The 20,364-nt window shown below is 72.5% G+C and carries 17 protein-coding genes; 8 read left to right on the top strand and 9 right to left on the bottom strand.

The window, feature by feature from the left end; translation table 11 throughout:
- Nucleotides 1–15: 15 nt before the first annotated feature.
- Nucleotides 16–624, top strand: a complete 609-nt coding sequence (idi, locus tag ACFWRO_RS04645; RefSeq protein ID WP_384504259.1) for an isopentenyl-diphosphate Delta-isomerase — start codon at nt 16–18, stop codon at nt 622–624.
- Here the strand turns inward: idi and ACFWRO_RS04640 are convergent.
- A complete protein-coding gene (locus tag ACFWRO_RS04640) occupies nt 590–1,123 on the bottom strand; it encodes an ATP-binding protein (RefSeq protein ID WP_384504504.1) in 534 nt (177 codons plus the stop codon). The two genes, idi and ACFWRO_RS04640, sit on opposite strands and share 35 nt — an antisense overlap.
- Nucleotides 1,124–1,393: 270 nt before the next feature.
- On the opposite strand from ACFWRO_RS04640, the gene ACFWRO_RS04635 reads away from it, so the two are divergent.
- Entirely contained in the window at nt 1,394–2,146 is a 753-nt protein-coding gene (locus ACFWRO_RS04635) for an enoyl-CoA hydratase/isomerase family protein (RefSeq protein WP_384504257.1), read from the top strand.
- 17 nt (nt 2,147–2,163) lie between these two features.
- Here ACFWRO_RS04635 and ACFWRO_RS04630 read toward each other — a convergent pair whose 3' ends face one another.
- Nucleotides 2,164–2,805: a DJ-1/PfpI family protein gene (locus tag ACFWRO_RS04630; RefSeq protein WP_384504255.1), complete on the bottom strand. Its 642-nt coding sequence runs from the start codon at nt 2,803–2,805 to the stop codon at nt 2,164–2,166.
- 110 nt (nt 2,806–2,915) lie between these two features.
- Nucleotides 2,916–3,896, bottom strand: coding sequence for a GlxA family transcriptional regulator (locus ACFWRO_RS04625; protein ID WP_384504253.1), 981 nt, complete (start codon nt 3,894–3,896; stop codon nt 2,916–2,918).
- 123 nt (nt 3,897–4,019) lie between these two features.
- Here ACFWRO_RS04625 and ACFWRO_RS04620 point away from each other — a divergent pair, with 123 nt between their 5' ends.
- Nucleotides 4,020–4,883 carry a hypothetical protein gene (locus ACFWRO_RS04620; RefSeq protein WP_384504251.1) on the top strand — a complete coding sequence of 288 codons (864 nt, stop codon included), beginning with the start codon at nt 4,020–4,022 and terminating at the stop codon, nt 4,881–4,883.
- Between the two features lie 130 nt (nt 4,884–5,013).
- Nucleotides 5,014–7,416, top strand: a complete 2,403-nt coding sequence (locus ACFWRO_RS04615; RefSeq protein WP_384504249.1) for a Tex family protein — start codon at nt 5,014–5,016, stop codon at nt 7,414–7,416.
- 204 nt (nt 7,417–7,620) lie between these two features.
- Here ACFWRO_RS04615 and ACFWRO_RS04610 read toward each other — a convergent pair whose 3' ends face one another.
- The 3 genes from ACFWRO_RS04610 to ACFWRO_RS04600 are packed head-to-tail and all read right to left on the bottom strand — an operon-like array spanning nt 7,621 to nt 9,823.
- Nucleotides 7,621–8,028: a hypothetical protein gene (locus ACFWRO_RS04610; protein WP_384504248.1), complete on the bottom strand. Its 408-nt coding sequence runs from the start codon at nt 8,026–8,028 to the stop codon at nt 7,621–7,623.
- Nucleotides 8,025–8,186, bottom strand: coding sequence for a hypothetical protein (locus ACFWRO_RS04605; protein WP_384504247.1), 162 nt, complete (start codon nt 8,184–8,186; stop codon nt 8,025–8,027). Before ACFWRO_RS04605 ends, ACFWRO_RS04610 begins: the two co-directional genes overlap by 4 nt.
- Complete coding sequence (locus ACFWRO_RS04600; RefSeq protein ID WP_384504246.1) at nt 8,186–9,823, bottom strand: ABC-F family ATP-binding cassette domain-containing protein; 1,638 nt, start codon at nt 9,821–9,823, stop codon at nt 8,186–8,188. The genes ACFWRO_RS04605 and ACFWRO_RS04600 overlap by 1 nt, the downstream gene beginning before the upstream one ends.
- 73 nt (nt 9,824–9,896) lie before the next feature.
- On the opposite strand from ACFWRO_RS04600, the gene ACFWRO_RS04595 reads away from it, so the two are divergent.
- Nucleotides 9,897–10,853 (top strand): NAD(P)/FAD-dependent oxidoreductase, encoded by a 957-nt coding sequence (locus tag ACFWRO_RS04595; protein WP_384504244.1) that lies wholly within the window; start codon nt 9,897–9,899, stop codon nt 10,851–10,853.
- A gap of 30 nt (nt 10,854–10,883) precedes the next feature.
- Here ACFWRO_RS04595 and ACFWRO_RS04590 read toward each other — a convergent pair whose 3' ends face one another.
- The 3 genes from ACFWRO_RS04590 to ACFWRO_RS04580 form a co-directional block, all read right to left on the bottom strand.
- On the bottom strand, nt 10,884–12,620 hold the full coding sequence (locus ACFWRO_RS04590; RefSeq protein WP_384504242.1) for a BCCT family transporter: 1,737 nt from the start codon (nt 12,618–12,620) through the stop codon (nt 10,884–10,886).
- Between the two features lie 135 nt (nt 12,621–12,755).
- Nucleotides 12,756–14,069: a M14 family metallocarboxypeptidase gene (locus tag ACFWRO_RS04585; RefSeq protein ID WP_384504241.1), complete on the bottom strand. Its 1,314-nt coding sequence runs from the start codon at nt 14,067–14,069 to the stop codon at nt 12,756–12,758.
- Nucleotides 14,066–16,075: a Xaa-Pro dipeptidyl-peptidase gene (locus ACFWRO_RS04580; RefSeq protein WP_384504239.1), complete on the bottom strand. Its 2,010-nt coding sequence runs from the start codon at nt 16,073–16,075 to the stop codon at nt 14,066–14,068. Before ACFWRO_RS04580 ends, ACFWRO_RS04585 begins: the two co-directional genes overlap by 4 nt.
- A gap of 202 nt (nt 16,076–16,277) precedes the next feature.
- On the opposite strand from ACFWRO_RS04580, the gene ACFWRO_RS04575 reads away from it, so the two are divergent.
- The 3 genes from ACFWRO_RS04575 (at nt 16,278) to ACFWRO_RS04565 (ending at nt 20,217) form a co-directional block, all read left to right on the top strand.
- The gene (locus tag ACFWRO_RS04575; RefSeq protein WP_384504237.1) at nt 16,278–17,891 is read left to right on the top strand and encodes a M1 family metallopeptidase; all 1,614 of its coding nucleotides are present in this window, start codon (nt 16,278–16,280) and stop codon (nt 17,889–17,891) included.
- 107 nt (nt 17,892–17,998) lie between these two features.
- Entirely contained in the window at nt 17,999–18,991 is a 993-nt protein-coding gene (locus ACFWRO_RS04570) for a hypothetical protein (protein WP_384504235.1), read from the top strand.
- A 200-nt stretch (nt 18,992–19,191) separates the two neighbouring features.
- A complete protein-coding gene (locus ACFWRO_RS04565) occupies nt 19,192–20,217 on the top strand; it encodes a LacI family DNA-binding transcriptional regulator (protein WP_384504233.1) in 1,026 nt (341 codons plus the stop codon).
- Nucleotides 20,218–20,364: the final 147 nt, after the last annotated feature.

Here is a 20,364-nt window from a genome sequence, read left to right as displayed (position 1 = left end):
AAGCGAAGGACGGTTATGCCGACCACATCAGCCAGCGTGGCTCACACCTCGTCGAACGGTGTCCAGCCGACGGGAGCCCAGGCGTCGATCATGCTCGAACTGGTCGACGAGAACGGCATCACCATCGGTACGGCGGAGAAGCTCGCCGCCCATCAGGCTCCCGGGCAGCTGCACCGGGCGTTCTCCGTCTTCCTCTTCGACGAGTCCGGCCGGCTGCTGCTCCAGCGGCGCGCGCTCGGCAAGTACCACTCCCCCGGAGTCTGGTCCAACACCTGCTGCGGCCACCCCTACCCGGGCGAGGCGCCGTTCGCGGCCGCCGCCCGGCGCACGTACGAGGAGCTGGGGATCTCGCCCTCGCTGCTCGCCGAGGCGGGCACGGTCCGCTACAACCACCCGGACCCGGCCTCGGGCCTGGTGGAGCAGGAGTACAACCACCTCTTCGTCGGCATGGCGCAGACCGAGCTGCGGCCGGACCCGGAGGAGGTCGAGGAGACCGCCTACGTGACGGCGGAGGAGCTCATGGAGCAGCACGCGAGCGCGCCGTTCTCCGCCTGGTTCATGACCGTCCTGGACGCGGCGCGTCCGGCGATCAAGGAGCTGACGGGTCCCGCCGGGGGCTGGTGATCCCGGGCACGGCCGGGGGGAGCGCCGACGGCGCCTCCCCCGGCGGCGCGTACGCCGGGTTCAGGGGCAGCGCGGCCCAGATGATCTTCCCGCCGCTCGCGGTGTGCTCCACGTCGCAGGCGCCGCCGGACTCCAGGGCGATCTCCCGGACCAGGAGCAGCCCGCGGCCGCCCGTCTGACCGTAGTCCGCCACCAGCGCCTTGGGGCGGTACGGATGGTTGTCCTCGACGGACACCCGGATCCACTCCGCGCCGATCGCCACCTCCACCGCCACTTCGGGGGAGAGCAGCGCCGCGTGCTTGACGGCGTTGGTGACCAGCTCCGAGACGATCAGGAGCAGGCCATGGACCGTGTCGTCGTGGACCGGTACTCCCTGACGGACCAGCAGGTCCCGTACAGCGTGCCGGGCTTGCGGAACAGAGACGTCGACCGCGGGAGCGGTGAAGCGCCAGACCCCTTCATAGGACGGTGGCCGTGCGGGGACGCTCCCGCTCTCCATAGTCCGGCTCCCACCCTCGTGCTCGATTGTCGCCACACGTCGAGTCTTGGCAATCCGCAGGTCCAGACCGGGCTACTGACCAGAAGTCGACACTTATCGACCACATTCTGATCGGGTGAGTATGCCAACGTCAGTTGTTCGATCGCTCCTGATCCTCTGTTGACGCCTTCGGAGGGGCGTCCGGCGGGGTGACCGTACCGACGGTACGGCGGCCCCGCTCTCGACCCCTTCTCGATCGTACGGTCGGGGTGCCCGGATAGCATCCGGCCCATGGAGCCCACCGAGCCGCAGCTGAAGGTCGTCGTCGCCGACGCGGTCGCCACCGTCGTCATCGCCAACCCGGCCAAGCGCAACGCGATGACGGCCGCGATGTGGCGGTCCCTGCCCGGGCTGCTCGCGCCGCTCGCCGCCGACCCCGAGGTCCGCGCGCTCGTGCTCACCGGCGAGGGCTCCACCTTCTGCGCCGGCGCGGACATCTCGACGCTGCGGGAGCCGGGCGACGAGCAGCAGTCGCTCGCGGTACGGGCCGAGGAGGCGCTCGCCGCCTTCCCCAAGCCGACGCTCGCCGCCGTCCGCGGCTTCTGCGTGGGCGGCGGCAGCCAGCTCGCCGCCGCCTGCGACCTGCGGTTCGCCGAGGAGGGCGCTCGGTTCGGGGTCACCCCGGCGAAGCTCGGGATCGTCTACCCCGCCTCCTCGACCCGCAGACTGGCCGCCCTGGTGGGGCCCTCCGCCGCCAAGTACCTGCTCTTCTCCGCCGAGTTGATCGACGCCGAGCGGGCGCTGCGCACCGGGCTCGTCGACGAGGTCCTGCCGGAGGGCGAACTGGACAAGCGGGTCGCCGAGTTCATCCGGGTGCTCGTCGGGCGCTCGCTGCTCACCCAGGCGGCGGCGAAGGAGTTCGCGTACGGCCACACGGACCGGGACGCGCACTGGGCCGAGCAGGCGCGCGGCAGCGGCGACACCGCCGAGGGGGTCGCCGCCTTCCTGGAGCGCCGCGCGCCCCGCTTCACGTACGGCCTCTAGGGCCTGTCGGGCGCCGCTCAGCCTTCGGCGAGGTCCTTCGCGGCCGTGCCGCGCCAGTGGGCGACGATCTCGGCCGGGGCCTTCTCCGGGGAGCCCGCGTCGTAGGGCGGCTGCGGGTCGTACTCGGTCAGGAGCTGGATGGTCTGGGCCGTCTCGTCGCCGGCGATCCGGCCGATGAGGTGCAGCGCCATGTCGATGCCTGAGGAGACCCCGGCGGCGGTGACGTACTTGCCGTCGAAGACGACCCGCTCACCGGTGGGCTCCACGCCGACCGCCCGCAGCTCGTCGAAGGCGAGCCAGTGGGTGGTGGCCCGGCGGCCGTCGAGCAGGCCCGCGGCGCCCAGGATCAGGGAACCGGTGCAGACGGAGGTGGTCCAGGTGCTCGTCGCGTCGGCGGTACGGAGCCAGTCGAGGATCTCCGGGTCGTTCATCGCCTCCCGGGAGTCGGGGCCGCCGGGGACGAGGACGATGTCCGGCTTCGGCACCTCCGCGAGGGTCTTGTCGGCGACGAGCGCGAGGCTGCCCTGGTCGTTGCGGACGGGCCCGGTCTCCTTGGCGACGAAGATGGTCTCGGCTCCGGGGATGCGGGCCAGGAGCTCGTAGGGGCCGACGGCGTCGAGGGTGGTGAAGCGGTCGTAGAGCAGGACGGCGATCTGCACGGTGGGTTCCCTTCAGGGGGTGGTCCCGCGGTCTCAGCGGGTGGTCTGCGGTCTCAGAGCGTGGTCCGCGGATTCAGAGGGGTCCGCGGTTTCAGAGAGTGGTCTGCGGTTCAGAGAGTGGTCTGCGGGGCTTTGCGTACGGGTGCGTGGAAGCGTCGGCGGTAGTCGGCCGGGGCGGTGCCCATGGCTCTGACGAAGGCCCGGCGCATGGCCTCGGGGGTGCCGTAGCCGGCGGCCCGGGAGACCTCCTCGACTCCGTCGACCGACTCCTCCAGGAGCCTGCGCGCGTGTTCGAGCCGGACCCGGTCGACGTACCGGCCCGGCGTCGTGCCGGTCTCCGCCTGGAAGGCGCGGGCGAAGTGGCGCGGTGACAGCCGGGCGCGGGCCGCGAGGGCCTCGACGGAGAGGTCTCCGGCGGGATGTTCGGTGATCCACTGCTGGAGGTCCCGCAGCGGCGCGCGCCGGGCGGTCTGGGCGGCGAGCTGGGCGCTGAACTGCGCCTGGTTGCCGGGGCGGCGCAGGAAGACGACCAGGTGCCGGGCGACGGTCAGGGCCGTGTCGCGGCCCAGGTCCTCCTCCACGAGCGCGAGCGCGAGGTCGATGCCCGCGGTCACGCCGGCCGAGGTGGACACGCGGCCGTCGCGGACGAAGATCGGGTCCGGGTCCACGTCGACCCGGGGATAGCAGCGGGCGAGGTGGTCGCAGGCGACCCAGTGGGTGGTCGCCCGGTGGCCGTCGAGGAGCCCGGCCTCCGCGAGCAGCAGGGCGCCGGTGCAGACGGAGACCAGACGCTCGGCGCGCGGGGCGTTCTCGCGCAGCCAGTCGATCAGGCGCGGGTCGGGACGCCGGGTGCCCTCGCCACCGGGGACGAGCAGGGTGTGCGGGCGGTCCGCGGCGGCGAGCGTCATGTCCGGGAGCAGCCGCAGGCCGCTCTGCGTGCGGACCGGTCCCCCGTCGAGCGAGGCGGTCACGATCGGGTAGGAGGAGTCGCCGTCGGCGCGGCCGGCGCCGGCGAACACCTCCACCGGTCCGGTGACATCCAGGCTCTGGACGTCGTCGAAGAGGACGACGAGCACGGGTCGCTTCGTCATGGCTCCATCCTTGGCGCGGTGCGGGACGGCCGCAATGACGAAGACCCCACCTTTCCTGCCATGGGAACGGGGACGCGTCCCCCGGGGTTCCGGTCGTACCGACCAGTCGGTAACGTTCGTTCCATGACCTCTCTGCCTCCCCGCGCGGGCCGCCGCTGTCACCACATGCTGAACCCGATGCACTCCACGGTGTACTTCTCGCCCGACCTGGAGACCGAGTTCCGGGCCCTCGGCTTCGAGGACGGCTCGGCCATGCGGCTCGCCTCGCGCAGCGCCGCGATGGGCGCCGTGGGCGCGGGAACCGTCGCCGCCACCTTCTCCAACTACAACGTCGAGCTGCTCGCCAAGCACCTTCCGGCCGTCTGGGACATCGCCTCGCCCGCCGAGGTGGGGGCCGCGCGGCTGCGGGCCGTGGACGGCACGCTGCGCCGGCTCCTCGGCGAGGAGACGATCGCATCGGCCGAGATGGCGGAGGCCGCCGAGCTCGCGATGCGCGCCACCGAGGCCTGCACCCGGCACGCCCGGCCGCTCTACTCGGCCCACGCCGACCTGCCGGTCCCCGAGGCGCCGCACCTGCGGTACTGGCACGCCGCGACGCTGCTGCGCGAGCACCGGGGCGACGGCCACCTGGCGGCCCTGCTGACCGTGGAGCTCGACCCGCTGGAGGCGATGGTCAGCCACACCGCGACCGGCCTTGGCATGAACCCGCGCCTCGCCCTGGGCGCGCGGGGCTGGAAGCGCGCCGACTGGGACGCCGCCGCCGAGCGGCTGCGCGAGCGCGGGCTGCTGGACGCGGAAGGCGAGCTCACGGCCGAGGGCACGGCGCTCCGCGAGGAGCTGGAGGACCGTACGGACCGCCTGGACTCGGCCCCGTACGAGCACCTGGGCGCGGCGGGCGTGGAGCGTCTCACGGAGCTGGGCAAGGCCTTCCGGAACACGGCGTTCCTGGCCGGGGCCTTCCCGGCGGACCTCAGCGCCAAGAGCTGACCCGCGGCCGCCCGCGGTCCGCGGCCGTACCACCGGACACGGCGGGACCGGGGCGCGTGCGGGGTTCCGGCCGGTAAGACGGCACAATGCACTCGCAAGCTTGAGGCACGAGAAGGCGAGTCGGGACACCGTGACGACGTCCATCGAAGGCAGGATCGCCGAGGAACTCGGCGTACGTGAGCGACAGGTGAGGGCGGCCGTCGAGCTGCTCGACGGCGGCTCGACCGTGCCGTTCATCGCGCGCTACCGCAAGGAAGCGACGGAGATGCTCGACGACGCGCAGCTGCGCACGCTCGAGGAGCGACTGCGTTACCTCCGGGAGCTGGAGGACCGGCGGACCGCCATCCTCGACTCCGTACGGGAGCAGGGGAAGCTGACGGCCGAGGTGGAGGCCCAGCTGCGGGCCGCCGACACCAAGGCCCGTCTGGAGGACATTTATCTGCCCTTCAAGCCCAAGCGCCGCACCAAGGCGCAGATCGCCCGCGAGGCCGGTCTCGAACCGCTGGCGGACGGGCTGCTCGCCGACCCGTCGGTGGAGCCGACGGCGGCCGCGGCGGCCTTCGTGGACGCCGACAAGGGTGTCGCCGACCCGGCGGCGGCCCTGGAGGGCGCCCGCGCCATCCTCACCGAGAAGTTCTCCGAGGACGCCGATCTGATCGGCGAGCTGCGGGAGCGGATGTGGGGCCGGGGCCGGCTGGCGGCGAAGGTACGGGACGGCAAGGAGGAGGCGGGCGCGAAGTTCGCCGACTACTTCGACTTCGCGGAGCCCTTCACCGCGCTCCCCTCGCACCGGATCCTCGCGATGCTGCGCGGCGAGAAGGAGGACGTCCTCAGCCTGGAGCTGGAGCCGGAAGAGCCGTCCCAGACCCCTGGGCCCTCCGCGTACGAGTCCATGGTCGCCTCGCGCTTCGGGGTGGCCGAGCGGGGCCGGCCGGGCGACAAGTGGCTTCAGGACACGGTCCGCTGGGCCTGGCGGACCCGCATCCTGGTCCACCTCGGGATCGACCTGCGGCTGCGGCTGCGGACGGCCGCCGAGGACGAGGCGGTCCGGGTCTTCGCGGCGAACCTGCGCGACCTGCTGCTCGCGGCCCCGGCGGGGACGCGGGCGACCCTGGGCCTGGACCCCGGCTTCCGTACGGGCGTCAAGGTGGCCGTCGTCGACAGTACGGGCAAGGTCGTCGCCACCGACACGATCTACCCGCACGTCCCGGCGAACAAGTGGGACGAGTCGCTGGCGAAGCTGGCGCGGCTCGCGAAGGAGCACGCGGTCGAGCTGGTCGCCATCGGCAACGGCACGGCCTCCCGCGAGACGGACAAGCTCGCGACCGAACTCATCGCCAAGCACCCCGAGTTGACGCTCACCAAGGTCATGGTCTCGGAGGCGGGCGCCTCCGTGTACTCCGCCTCGGCCTTCGCCTCGCAGGAACTGCCGGGCCTGGACGTCTCGTTGCGCGGCGCGGTCTCGATCGCGCGGCGGCTGCAGGACCCGCTGGCCGAGCTGGTGAAGATCGACCCGAAGTCGATCGGCGTCGGGCAGTACCAGCACGACCTGTCCGAGGTGAAGCTCTCCCGCTCGCTCGACGCGGTGGTCGAGGACTGTGTGAACGGTGTCGGCGTCGACGTCAACACCGCGTCCGCGCCGCTGCTTTCGCGGGTGTCGGGCATCGGCGCGGGCCTCGCCGAGAACATCGTGTCGCACCGTGACGCGAACGGCCCGTTCCGCTCGCGGAAGGCGCTGAAGGACGTGGCGCGGCTCGGCCCGAAGGCGTACGAGCAGTGCGCGGGCTTCCTGCGGATCCGCGGCGGGGACGACCCGCTGGACGCGTCATCGGTGCACCCGGAGGCGTACCCGGTGGTGCGGCGGATGGTGAAGACGACGGGTGGCGAGGTCGCGTCGCTGATCGGCAACAGCGGGGTGCTGCGGTCACTGCGGGCGGACGCGTTCGTGGACGAGACCTTCGGTCTGCCGACGGTCACGGACATCTTGCGCGAGCTGGAGAAGCCGGGTCGCGACCCGCGTCCCGCGTTCAAGACGGCCACGTTCAAGGAGGGCGTCGAGAAGATCGGCGACCTCGCGTCGGGGATGGTCCTGGAGGGCGTGGTCACGAACGTGGCGGCGTTCGGGGCGTTCGTGGACATCGGCGTGCACCAGGACGGGCTCGTCCATGTGTCGGCCATGTCCAAGACCTTCGTCAAGGACCCGCGCGACGTGGTGAAGCCGGGTGACGTGGTCCGGGTGAAGGTCCTGGACGTCGACATCCCGCGCAAGCGGATCTCGCTGACGCTGCGGCTCGACGACGAGGCGAGCTCGGAGGCCGAGCCGGCGGCTCCGCAGCGGGAACGGCGCGACCGGGGTGGACGTGGAGGACGTCCGCCGCAGCAGCGCCGCGAGCAGGGTCAGGCACAGGGGCAGGGGCAGGGGCAGCGTTCGGCCTCGGCTCCGGCGCCCGCGAACAGCGCGATGGCGGACGCCCTGCGTAAGGCGGGCCTGCTGAACAACGAGGGCGGCGGCGGGAAGCGGCGCGGCCGCTGACGCGGTGCGGGCCCGGCCTGGCGGCCGGGCCCGTTGTTTCCCACCCGCACCACCCGTACTGCTGAGTACACAGAGGTGCGGGTCATCCTGTGGTGCGCCGGGCGCCGTCGGCGACTGCGGGCCGAAGGCCCCGGACAGAGCGGGCCGGGCCACGCGGACCGAACGGTCGGGGCGCGCGTGTCGCAGCGCCGGCGCGCCCTGGTTTCAGGCGTTCGGGAGGAAGCGGAGGGCCCATTCGGCTCGGTTGGCGACCGTCAGGTCGTCGTCCTCGGTCAGGGGCTGGAGGAGGGCGCGGGAGCGGGCCGGGTCGGCCTGGACCAGGTCGACGATCTCCGCCGCCAGGGAGTCCTGGTCGTCGCCGAGGTCCACGGAGGAGGCCCGCAGGAGCGCCGGCAGGGCGTCCGGGCCGCCGATCGCGGCGAGGACGCCGCCGAGCAGCTCGCGGGCGTAGGCGTTGCGCTCGACGAGGGCCCGGTCCAGTTCGGCCTGGAGCCGGGGCAGCAGCGCCGCGTCGCCCGAGGCGGCGATCTCGTCGGCGAGGTCGATGGTCTCGTCGACATCGGCGTCGAGGTCGTCCAGCATCTCGGTGAGCCGGTTCAGCAGGTCGGTCATGGTGTCTCCTGGAATGCGCCGTCCCTCAGGACGGGGACCGTCTCCGAGGTGTCGACCTCGGCGGCCACCACGACGTGCTGCGGATGGCCGTACCCGTACAGTTCACGCCCCGAATCGCCGCGGTGCAGCTCCGCGACCGGGTCGGAGGCGACGCCCATCAGAGCTCGGTCACCTTGCCGGCCGTGACCTCGACGCGGCGGGTCGTGTGGACCGCGTCGAGCATTCGGCGGTCGTGGGTGACCAGGAGGAGGGTGCCGGTGTAGGACTCGAGCGCGGACTCCAGCTGCTCGATGGCCGGCAGGTCCAGGTGGTTCGTCGGTTCGTCCAGGACGAGGAGGTTGACGCCCCGGCCCTGGAGGAGGGCGAGCGCGGCGCGGGTCCGCTCGCCCGGGGAGAGCGTGGTGGCGGGGCGCAGCACGTGGGCGGCCTTGAGCCCGAACTTCGCCAGCAGCGTCCGTACCTCCGCCGGCTCCGTCTCCGGGACGGCCGCGCAGAACGCGTCGAGCAGCGACTCCGAGCCGTGGAAGAGCTTGCGGGCCTGGTCGACCTCGCCGACGACGACGCCCGAGCCGAGCACGGCGTCGCCCGAGTCGAGCGGGAGGCGGCCGAGGAGCGCGGCGAGCAGCGTCGACTTGCCGGCCCCGTTCGCGCCGGTGATCGCGACCCGGTCGGCCCAGTCGATCTGGAGGGTCGCGGGCCCGAAGCGGAAGTCGCCGCGCCGGACCTCGGCCTCGCGCAGGGTCGCCACGACCGAGCCGGAGCGCGGCGCGGAGGCGATCTCCATCCGCAGCTCCCACTCCTTGCGGGGCTCGTCCACGACGTCGAGCCGCTCGATCATCCGCTGCGTCTGGCGGGCCTTCGCGGCCTGCTTCTCGCTCGCCTCGCCGCGCAGCTTCCGGCTGATCTTGTCGTTGTCGGTCGCCTTGCGGCGGCCGTTGCGGACGCCCTTGTCCATCCAGTTGCGCTGCATGAGCGCGCGGCCTTCGAGGGCGGCCTTCTTGTCGGCGAACTCCTCGAACTCCTCGCGGGCGTGCCGGCGGGCGGTGTCCCGCTCCTCCAGGTACGCCTGGTAGCCGCCGCCGTAGAGCGTGATCTGCTGCTGGGCGAGGTCGAGTTCGAGGACCTTGGTGACCGTACGGGTGAGGAACTCGCGGTCGTGGCTGATGACGACCGTGCCCGCGCGCAGCCCCTGGACGAAGGATTCGAGCCGCTCCAGACCGTCGAGGTCGAGGTCGTTGGTGGGCTCGTCGAGCAGGAAGACGTCGTAGCGGGAGAGGAGGAGCGAGGCGAGACCGGCGCGGGCGGCCTGGCCACCGGAGAGCGAGGTCATCGGCTGGTCGAGGCCGACGGTCAGGCCGAGGGACTCGGCGACCTCCTCGGCCCGCTCGTCGAGGTCGGCGCCGCCGAGGCCGAGCCAGCGCTCCAGGCTCACGGCGTACGCGTCGTCGGCGCCGGGCGACCCGTCGACCAGGCCCTGGGTGGCCTCGTCCATGGCGGTCTGCGCCGCCGCCACGCCCGTACGGCGGGCCAGGAACTCGCGGACCGTCTCCCCTTCGCGCCGCTCGGGCTCCTGCGGGAGGTGGCCGACGGTCGCGCTGGGCGGCGAGAGCTTGAGCTCGCCCTCCTCGGGGGTGTCGAGCCCGGCGAGCAGCCGCAGCAGCGTCGACTTGCCGGCGCCGTTGACGCCGACGAGGCCGATGACGTCGCCGGGGGCGACGACGAGGTCGAGGCCGGCGAAGAGGGAGCGTTCGCCGTGGCCGGCGGCGAGATCCTTGGCGACGAGAGTGGCAGTCATCAGGGGATGAATCGTATGCCACCGGCTCGACGCACCGTGGTGCGCCCGGACGGGTCCCCGGTACGGTCCGGCCATGAGCGACGACGTGATCGTGGTGGGGGGCGGGGTCATCGGTCTGACGACGGCCCTGACGCTGGCGGAGCGCGGCCTTCGGGTACGGGTCTGGTCCCGGGACCCGGCGGCGGAGACGACCTCGGCGGTGGCCGGGGCGCTGTGGTGGCCGTACCGGATCGAGCCTGCGGCGGAGGTGGGCGGCTGGTCGCTCGAGTCGCTGCGGGTGTACGAGAAGCTCGGCGCCGATCCGGTGGCCACGGGGGTACGGCTCATACCCGGCGTCCACGCCGAGGTGGACCTCGCCGACCTGGGCGACTGGGCGCGGGAGGTCTCGGGGCTGCGGCAGCTCGCGGCGCCGGAGGTGCCGGGGCCGTACGGGGTGGGTCTGGCCGCGGTACTGCCGCTGATCGACATGCCGGTCCACCTCGCGTGGCTGCGGGGCCGCCTCGAAGCCGCCGGCGGGGTCGTCGAGGGGCGGACCGTGACCGGTTTCGCGGAGGCGGCCCGGTCGGCGCGGGTGGTGGTGAACTGCGTGGGGCTCGGCGCCAGGGAGCTCGTACCGGACGCGGGACTGCGGCCGGTGCGGGGGCAGCTGGTGCTCGTGGAGAACCCGGGCGTCGAGGAGTGGTTCACGGCGGCCGACGCGGCGGCGGACAAGACGACGTACTTCTTCCCGCAGCCGGGGCGGCTGATCCTGGGCGGGACCGCCGAGGAGGGCGACGAGCGCCTGGAGCCCGACCCGGCGACGGCCGCCGCGATCGTGGCGCGGTGCGCCCTGATCCGGCCGGAGATCGCCGGCGCGCGGGTCATCGGCCACCGGGTGGGACTGCGGCCTGCCCGGGCGGGCGGGGTCCGGCTCGACACGGAGCCGCTGCCGTCCGGCGGCCGCCTGGTCCACAACTACGGCCACGGGGGCGCGGGCGTCACGGTCGCCTGGGGCTGCGCCAGGCGCGCGGCGGAGCTGGCGTACGCCTGACCGCGGGGGCGAGGGGGGTCCCGCCGCCGGTCACGGTCCTTCGCCCGACGTGCCCGGGCCCGGGCCGATGCGGAGTTCGAAGTCGCCGTCGTACTTCGCGTGGCCCGCGATCACGGCGAGTTCGATGACCTCCTCGCCCACCTCGCCCCGGACGATCAGGGGGTCCCTGCGCAGGTCCCGCATCAGCGCCACGCACATGCCGATCATCACGAGGACGAACGGCGCGGCCACCAGGATCGTGAGGTTCTGCAGGCCCGCGAGGGCGTCGCCCTGGCCGTCGCCGATCAGGAGCATGATCGCGGCGACTGCCCCGGTCACCACGCCCCAGAACACGACCACCGGACGGGTCGGTTCGAAGGTGCCGCGCTGCGAGAGCGTGCCCATCACGATCGACGCGGCGTCCGCGCCGGACACGAAGAAGATGCCGACGAGGATCATCACGAGCAGGCTCATGGCCCCGGCGATCGGGAACTCCTGGAGCACACCGAAGAGTTGACCCTCGGGCGTGGTCTCCTCCGTCAGCCGGCCCTCCTCGCTGAGCTTCATCGCGGTGCCGCCGAAGACGGCGAACCAGACCAGACTCACAACGCTGGGCACCAGGATGACCCCGCCGACGAACTGGCGGATGGTGCGGCCCCGGCTGATCCGGGCGATGAACATGCCGACGAAGGGCGTCCAGGAGATCCACCACGCCCAGTAGAAGACCGTCCAACCGCCCAGCCATTCATGGATGTTGTCGCCGCTGGTCGCCTCGGTCCGGCCGGCCAGCTGCGCCAGGTCGCCGAAGTAGGCGAAGATCGAGGTGGGCAGCAGGTCGAGCACGATGATGGTCGGGCCCGCGATGAAGACGAAGAGGGCAAGGACCAGCGCGAGCACCATGTTCGTGTTGGACAGCCACTGGATGCCCTTCTCGACGCCGGAGACGGCGGACGCGACGAAGGCGACCGTCAGGACGGCGATGATGCCGACGAGCAGCCCGGTCCCGGTCTTCTCCATCCAGCCCAACTCCTCGACGCCACTGCCGATCTGGAGCGCGCCGAGCCCCAGTGAGGCGGCCGAGCCGAAGAGGGTCGCGAAGATCGCCAGGATGTCGATGACCCGGCCGGGTCCTCCGTGGGCCGCCCGCTTGCCGATCAGCGGGACGAAGACGGCGCTGATGGTCTGCCGCCGACGGCGCCGGAAGGTGGAGTACGCGATCGCGAGACCGACGACGGCGTAGATCGCCCACGGGTGGAGGGTCCAGTGGAAGAGGGTGGTGGCCATCGCGGTCTGCATCCGCTCGGCCGAGTCGACGGGGTGGGTGCCCGGCGGCGGGGTGCCGTAGTGGGCGAGCGGCTCGCTCACGCCGTAGAACATCAGGCCGATGCCCATGCCGGCGCTGAACATCATCGCGATCCACGACACGGTCCGGAACTCCGGCCCCTCGCTCTCGTGGCCGAGGGTGATCCGGCCGTACCGGCTGATCGCGAGCCAGAGCGCGAAGACGACGAAGCCGGAGGCGGCGAGCATGAACGCCCAGCCCCCGTTGCGGATCAGCCCGTCGAGGAGCTCGCTGGAGAAGCTCTCCAGGCTGTCCGTGGCCGTGGCGCCCCAGATCACGAAGGCGAGGGTGAGGACGGCGGTGACACCGAACACGATCCGGTCCGTCCGGGCCTTGGGGTGGTGGCCGGGACGGCGCGGGAGGTCCGCGGTCACCGACAGCCCCTCCCGGCCTCCCCGGCCACCGCCGCTCCCGGACTCCCCGGCTGACTGATCTTCCTGCGACACAGGTTCCGTACCTTTCACTGCATTACGGGACAAACACACTCCTTAAGGCAGCAGTACCACAGGTGACACGCCAGTTCCGGGACCAACTCAGACCGTCAGTTCGCCGACCCGTCAGCCCGTCAGTTCGTCAGCCCGTCAACAGACCTCCACCGGCCGTCCGGTGGTGAGCCGGTACTCCGCCCGGCCGTCGAGCAGCAGCGGGACGAGGGCGCGCCCGGACTGGCGCAGGGGCACCAACACCCCGTCGGTGTCCCGCCGGACCGTGATCCCGTGCAGCGCCAGCTCGTCGCCGAACTCGGCGTACTGCGCGGCGTCCAGGCGATAGCCGCAGGGCGGGTCCTGGAGGATCTCGGCGGGTTCGGCGGGGTCGTTGTCGGCGCCGCCGAGCATGACCGGTCCCCGGTCGGCGAAGCCCGTGTGACGGGCCGCCGCCGTGGCCGCGCCGAGGACGCCGCGCCGCTCGTCGACGTACGCGAACGCGCCCTTCAGCGAGACGAGTTGGGTGGTCACCCGGCGCCGCTTGTTGCGCGCGTCGTCGTCGGCCTCGGCCTGGGTGAGGGCCTCGATCCGGGTCTCGACGAGCAGGCCGACGGAGTGCTTCACGCCGGCCGTGTTGCGCAGGATGCGCTCCTGGCCGTCGCCCGCGACCTGCTTCACGGGCTGACCCGTGTGCGGGTCGGTCCAGATCCCGTATATGCCGCTGCTGAAGCCGGAGATCCCGGCGGCAGACCGGACGTAGGACTCCGACAGGGTGTGGGCCTCGTCGTGCACATGGGCGTCGGTGTTGAGGTTGCGCGGCCAGAGGGCGAGCAGGTCCTTGTCGTAGTACGGCGAGGTGCCGTCGTACTCGTGCAGGTCGTAGACCAGTTCGGGGCGCCGGTCGCGGATGAGCGCGGCGAGCGCCCGGCCCTCGGCCGTCTGCAGGGCGAGGTGGTCGCGGTTGACGTCGATCCCGTCGGCGTTGCCCCGGGTGTCGGCCTCGCGGCCGTCCGGGTTGGCCGTGGGGACGACGAGGACGGTCGTACGGGCGAGGAAGCGCCGGGTCTCCTTGTCCCGCGCGAACGCCAGGTCGCGCACCGTGGTCAGGCACGCCTCCCGGCCCGACGGTTCGTCACCGTGCTGCGAGCAGACGAGGAGCACGGTGGTGCCCGTCGCCCGCGCGCCGACCGTGGCGAGCCGGATCGGACGGCCCTGCTCGGTCGTTCCGACGGTCCGCACCGCAACCCGGTCACTCGCCCGGTCGACGGCGGCGAGGAAGGAGCTCTCCTCCGCCTCGGTCGTCCACCGGGCGCCGTTGCTGGTCTCGAAGCCGGTCCGCGGGGGCTGCGCCGGGGCGGCCCCGCCGTGCGCCTCCGCGGGCACGGCGACCAGCGGGAGGCCGAGGGCGGTGACGCCCGCGACGAGGGCGAGCGTGCGCCGCACGGGGCGGTGGCTTGGTGCGCGGGTCATCGGGCCTCACCCGGGACGGGGATGCCCGGGCGGGCGGGCCCGACACCCGTGAGCGGCCACCCGGCCTGCGCCGAGCGTGCGTCGACCGTACCGGCCGTCGCCCGCGTGAACGCCTCGACGCCGCCGACGAGCGGCAGTTTCGCCGAGGTCCTGGCGAGGTCGAGGGTGAGCGTCGGGGTGGTCGACGGAGGATCGAGGAGGTCCTTGTCCGTGCCGCCGACGATCAGGGCGAGCCGGTGGCCGGCCGGGACGACGTGGTCGGTGGCCGCGAGCTTGAGCGTGATCGTGTACGCCCTGCCGGGGGTCAGCGGGCGGCCCTGCTCGGGGTTCGCCCAGGTGCCCAGGTCCGCCCAGCCCCGGCTGACCACCGTGTACCCGACGTCCGCCGTCCGGGCCTTCGTCTCCTTGAAGCAGGCGGAGTCGCCGTCGGTGCTCGCGCCCCAGCACGTCCGTTCGGTGAGGGTGGTGATGCCCTCGCCGGGGGCGCCGTAGTCCCGGATGGTATCGGGGCCGAGGTCGACGAGTACGGCCGACAGATGGGCGGTCGCGGTCGTCGGGGTGGCCGTGACGGTCACCGTGGAGGACCCGGAGAGCCGCAGGTCACGGGCTAGCGGCCGGGTGGTGAAGCCGGCCTGGGCTGAGGTCGGGTCGTCGATCCGGGCCGCCCAGTCGGTCTCGCCGAGGGCCGGGTCGTCGGTGAAGGTCTCCGTGGCGCCGGGGGCCGCGGGGGTCCTGCCGAGGGTGCCGGCGCGGGGCTCCTGGCCGGTGCCGGGGCGCAGGGTGGTGCGCTCGGTGGCACGCGGCGGCCAGACTGGGTCGGTGGTCCAGCGGTCCGGGGCGCGCTCGATGTCGGCCATCGGCTCGCGGTCGATGCCGTTGTCGTAGCCGAGGAGCTGGTGGTCGAACCAGCGGTGCAGGGTGCGGACCCAGTCGGCGCGCCGGAAGTCGAAGGGGTCGACGTGGCCGGTCTGGGAGAGCCAGATCTTGCGCTCGACGCCCTGCGCGGCGAGGGCGTCCCACCACTGGCCGAACTGGTTGGCACGGACGTTGAGGTCCTGCTGCCCGTGCACGACGAAGACGCTCGCCTTCACCTTCCGGGCGTCCGGGACGTGGTTCCGCTCGCTCCACGCGGGCGTCCAGTCCCCGCTGTAGGGGGTACCGGCGGTGACGCGCTCCTGAACTGCGCCGCAACGGGCGGCCGCCTCGGGGCTGTTGACGTACTCGGAGAGCCAGCTCGGGTTGGCGTTGTAGAGCGGGGCGCCCTGGGAGTGGAAGTAGTCGTACCAGGAGGAGATCGCCCCGATCGGGACGATCGTCTCCAGGCCCTCGACCCCCGTGGCGGCTACGCCGTTGGCGACGGTGCCGTCCCAGCTCTTGCCGATCATGCCGACCTTGCCGGTGGACCAGGTCGTGCCCTTCGCCCGCTCGGAGCCGGTACGGGTCGTGTAGCCGCGCGCGCGGCCGTTCAGCCAGTCGACGACCGCCTTGGCGGACTGGACGTCGGAGCGGCCGCCGACGTCGTCGCAGCCGTCGGAGCGGTTGGTGCCGGCGAGGTCGACGGCGACGAAGGCGTAGCCGCGCGGCACGAAGTAGTTGTCGTAGAAGAGCGGGAACTGGACCGGCTTCCCGGCGGCGTCGTAGGTCTTCTTCTGGCTCTCGTTGCCGCGTCCGCAACAGGCGTAGTACGGGCTGGCGTCCATGATGACCGGGATCTTCCGGCCGGTCGCCGCGGTCTCGCGCGGGCGGACGATGTCGGCGGCGACCCGGTCGGTGCGACCGTCGCCGTCGCCGTCGAGACCGGTGTCCACCCAGACGGACTCGCGTATCGCGTCGCCGTAGGAGTACACCGGCTTGGACTCGCGTACGGTCCGGTCGCCTGCTCGGGTGTCCGCGGCGAGTGCGCCTGACGGGGAGACGAGGGCGGACAGCAGGGCGGCCGTGGCGGCCACGGCGAGGGTTCTGCGCGACGGACGGGCTCCGCGGGTTCTCCGCACACGTATCGGCATGGGGCGGAACGTACCCCCGTCAACTCCCGCGCAAAAGAGTGCCGTCGGGAGCGGGGACGCACGAATGGGGCCTGAGGGTCCGTTTCGGCCGAATGGCGATCGTGTGAAAGGAGGTCCTCTGGACGTGACGGGGCATCACCGCGCTGAATAGCGTCGCTAAGGACCGAACACCATGCATGCTTCTTACCGACTTGGAGCTCTCGTGCACCGCAGACTTGTCGTTCCGAGCGCACTCGCGGCGTCCCTCCTGCTGGCGATCCCGGCATCCGCCGCCGACTACGTTCCGGGCGCATCGGGCATCGGCGACCCCTACTACCCGGCCAGTGGCAACGGCGGCTACGACGTCTCCCACTACGACCTGCGGCTGACCTACCAGCCCGCGACCGACCTCCTGGAGGGCACGGCGACGATCCTCGCCACTACCAAGCAGAACCTCTCCCGCTTCAACCTGGACCTCGGTCTGAAGGTCAGCGAGGTGCGGGTGAACGGCAAGAAGGCCCGGTTCGCCACCAGCGGCGAGCAGGAGCTGGAGATCACCCCGGCGACCCCGCTGGAGAAGAACCGGACGATCTCGGTCGTCGTGCGGTACGCGGGCAAGCCCTCCGAGGTGAAGATCGGCGGCTGGACCGCCTGGCACCGCACCCCCGACGGCGGTGTGGCCGCCCAGGAGCCGGACTCGGCCGCCTGGTGGTTCCCGTCCAACGACCACCCCCTGGACAAGGCGACCTTCGACGTCTCGGTCTCCGTGCCGGACGGCACGCAGGCCATCAGCAACGGCGTGCTCCAGTCGCAGTCCTCGCGGCTCGGCTGGACCCGCTTCAACTGGCGCTCCAACAAGCCCCAGGCGACCTATCTGGCCACGCTCGCGGTGGGCAAGTTCGACATCACCACGGACAGGACCGCGAACGGGCTCCCGGTCCTCAACGCGTACAGCAAGGACCTCGGCGACAACGCGGGCGCGGCCCGGGCCTCGATCGAGCGGACCACCGAGGTCGCGGAGTGGCTGGAGGAGGTGTTCGGGCCGTACCCCTTCAACGCGCTCGGCGGCTACGTCCCCAACGTGACCAGCGGATACGCGCTGGAGACACAGACCAGGCCGTTCTACAGCCCCCGGCAGTTCTCCAACGGGGCGAACGTGTCCGTCGTCGTCCACGAGCTGGCGCACCAGTGGTACGGCGACAGCGTCTCGGTCGACCGGTGGAAGGACATCTGGGTCAACGAGGGCTTCGCCCGCTACAGCCAGTGGCTGTGGTCGGAGAAGGAGGGCGAAGGCACGGCGCAGGAACTGGCGGACTACGTCTACCAGACCCGTACCGCCGAGGACCCGTTCTGGACTGTCGCTCCGGGCGACCCGGGTCCGGACAACCAGTTCCACATCGCCGTCTACGACCGGGGCGCGCTGGCGCTCCAGGCGCTGCGCAACGAGATCGGTGACGAGGATTTCTTCGCGATCCTGAAGGGCTGGCCGACGGAGTTCGCGTACGGCAACGCGAAGGTCAAGGACTTCGTGAAGTACGCGGAGCGCGTCTCGGGCAAGCCGCTGGCCGAGCTCTTCGACACCTGGCTGTACGAACCGGTGAAGCCGGCCGCGTCGACGGCGGCCGAGGCGGGCGTCTCGGCCCGGACGGCCCGCTCGGCGACTGCTCCGGCTGCCTCTTCCGCCGCGCCGGCGACGGCCGAGCCGGCGAAGCCCGCGCAGCCGAAGCCCGTTCAGCCGAAGCCCGTTCAGCCGAAGTCCTGGAAGAAGATCGCGGAGACGAACACGATCCACGAGCACGGCGGCCCCGAGGGTCACGACAGTCACAGCGGTCACTGAGCCGTCGCGTACGCGCCCCGCGCCGCCCTCAGGGGTGGGCGCGGGGCGCGTACGTGTGCCGGGGGTAGGCTCACCGGCCGTACGGAGCGGCAGGCGGGAGCGGGGCAGTGGCGGTGGAGACGAAGGCGGAGCGGTACGGGGACCCGGCGGTGCGGGAGGCCGTCGCGCGGCGGGTCGGCGCGGAGTGGGGGCTCGAACTGCCGGACTCCTTCTTCCGGTTCGCCGACTTCCTCGCCGCACTCGGACCCGTCGAGCAGCGGGCACTGAGGGACCTGGAACTCGCGCCGTACGGCGTGATGGACCTCTTCGCGGACCCGTCGGCGCTCCCCCGGGACGGTCTCGACATCCGGGTGCACGGGCGGTACTACCGCGATCCGCCGGAGTTCCTCACCTTCCTGCACGGCGGTTCCGACGGCCTGCACTTCGGGCTCTGGTCCGACGACGGGCGCACGTGCGACGGAGTCGCCTCGTACTACACCGACGACGGCGAGGGGATCGAGCGGTGCCACCGCACCCCGCTGGAGGCCGTGCGGGCGCGGATCGAGGCGGTTCACCGTGATCTCGCCGACTACGCGGCCGACGGGGACGAGGCGGAACTCGCCCGCCTCGCCGACCTGGGGCGGCTGCGGGAGGTCATGACCGGCTTCGAGACCGGGGAGCGTACGGAGACGGGGCTCGCGTACTCCGAGGCGTACGTGTACCGGCGGCCGCCCGTCGACGCTGCCCGGATCACGACCATGGACGGCGCGGGGGCTCTGCTCTCCGGGGCGACGGTCCTCGACCGTCCACCCCATGGCGCGGCCGACGTCCACCGCTTCGGCACCTTCATGGAGGACCTCCTCGACGACGCAGAGGCGGTCCGGGCGGCCCGCGACGAGGCCCTGCGGAGGGCGGCGGCGGGCGATCCGGCGGAGGCGCTGGTGCTCGGCCGGGACCTGCACCGCGCGTCGTACGGCCGGGCGGAGCACGAGGAGTACGCGAGCGAGCTGTTGGCCGTCGCGTACCGGGAGCTCGGCCGCCCCGCGCTCGCCGAGGTCGCGGCGGCCCACCACCGCCACCGGGCGCTGCCGGACGTGGACGTGCTGCGGCCGGCGCGCTGAGCCCGGCCCGTCTGAGAGACGGGTCGTCTGAGCCCGGCCCGCCAAAGACCTGCCGTCGTGAGCCCGGCCCGTCCGAGACCAGCCGGCCTGAGCCCGGCCCGTCTGAGAGCGCTTTCGATCTCCGCCCTCGCCCGCTCCACCAGGGGTTACCCTCGACGCTGTCAGCACCGTCGCAGCATCGTGCCCGTGGGGAGCCAGCCTTGAGCGAAACGACGTCCGGGACGCGCCCGACCCTGGAAGCCGTGGCCGAGCGCGCCGGGGTGTCCCGGGCAACGGTCTCCCGGGTCGTCAACGGCGGCGCCGGGGTACGCGAGGCGCTCGCCGAGAAGGTGCGCGAGGCCGTCGCCGAGCTCGGCTACGTCCCCAACCACGCCGCGCGGACGCTGGTGACCCGGCGCAACGGGGCCGTCGCCGTGATCATCGCCGAGCCCGAGTTCCGGATCTTCTCCGACCCGTTCTTCGAGCAGCAGGTGCGCGGCATCAGCCGCGAACTGACCGCTCACGACGCACAGTTGGTCCTGCTCTGGGTGGAGGGTCCGGGCGACCACGAGCGGATCGCGCGGTACCTCGGCGGCGGGCACGTCGACGGGGCGCTCGCCTTCTCGCTGCACACCGACGACCAGCTCCCGGAGATCGTCCGGCGCGCCCAGGTGCCGACGGTCTTCGGCGGGCGGCCCGGCTGGACGCCCGTCGGCGACCCCACGGTGCCCTACGTCGACTGCGACAACCGGGGCGGGGCCCGAGACGCCGTGCGCCATCTGCGCTCGCTGGGGCGCCGCACCATCGCGCACATCACCGGCCCCGGCGACCAGACCTCGTCGCTCGACCGGCTCGCCGGATACCGTGACGAACTGCCGGAAGCCGGGCCGGAGCTGGTGGCCGAGGGGGCGTTCACGGAGGAGAGCGGGGCGCGCGCGATGGCCGAGCTCCTGCGCCGCCGCCCCGATCTGGACGGCGTCTTCGCCGCCAACGACCTGATGGCCTCGGGCGCGCTGCGGGTGCTGCGTGAGCAGGGCCGGCGCGTCCCGGACGACGTGGCGCTCGTCGGCTTCGACGACATGCTCCAGGTGGCCGAGGCGACCGATCCCCCGCTCACGACGGTCCGTCAGGACATCGAGGGCATGGGCCGGTTGATGGTACGGCTGCTCATGGGCACCCTCGACGGCACGGGCGTGCCCGAGCCCGTGATCACCGCCACGGAACTGGTCCGCCGAGCCTCGGCCTGAGCCTCATCCGCCCCTCCTCCGCACTGGATTTCGCGGTGTACGGCTCCTGAAGAGCGGGGACAAGTCACGGCGTAGGCCGAGCTGTTACGCGTTCGACTCTTGACGGGAACCGGGCCAGAGAGGCACGCTCCAGACGCATTCCTGAGA

This window comes from Streptomyces sp. NPDC058579 (assembly GCF_042718575.1).
Classification (GTDB): domain Bacteria; phylum Actinomycetota; class Actinomycetes; order Streptomycetales; family Streptomycetaceae; genus Streptomyces.
This window is presented reverse-complemented; position numbering and strand designations above follow the sequence as displayed.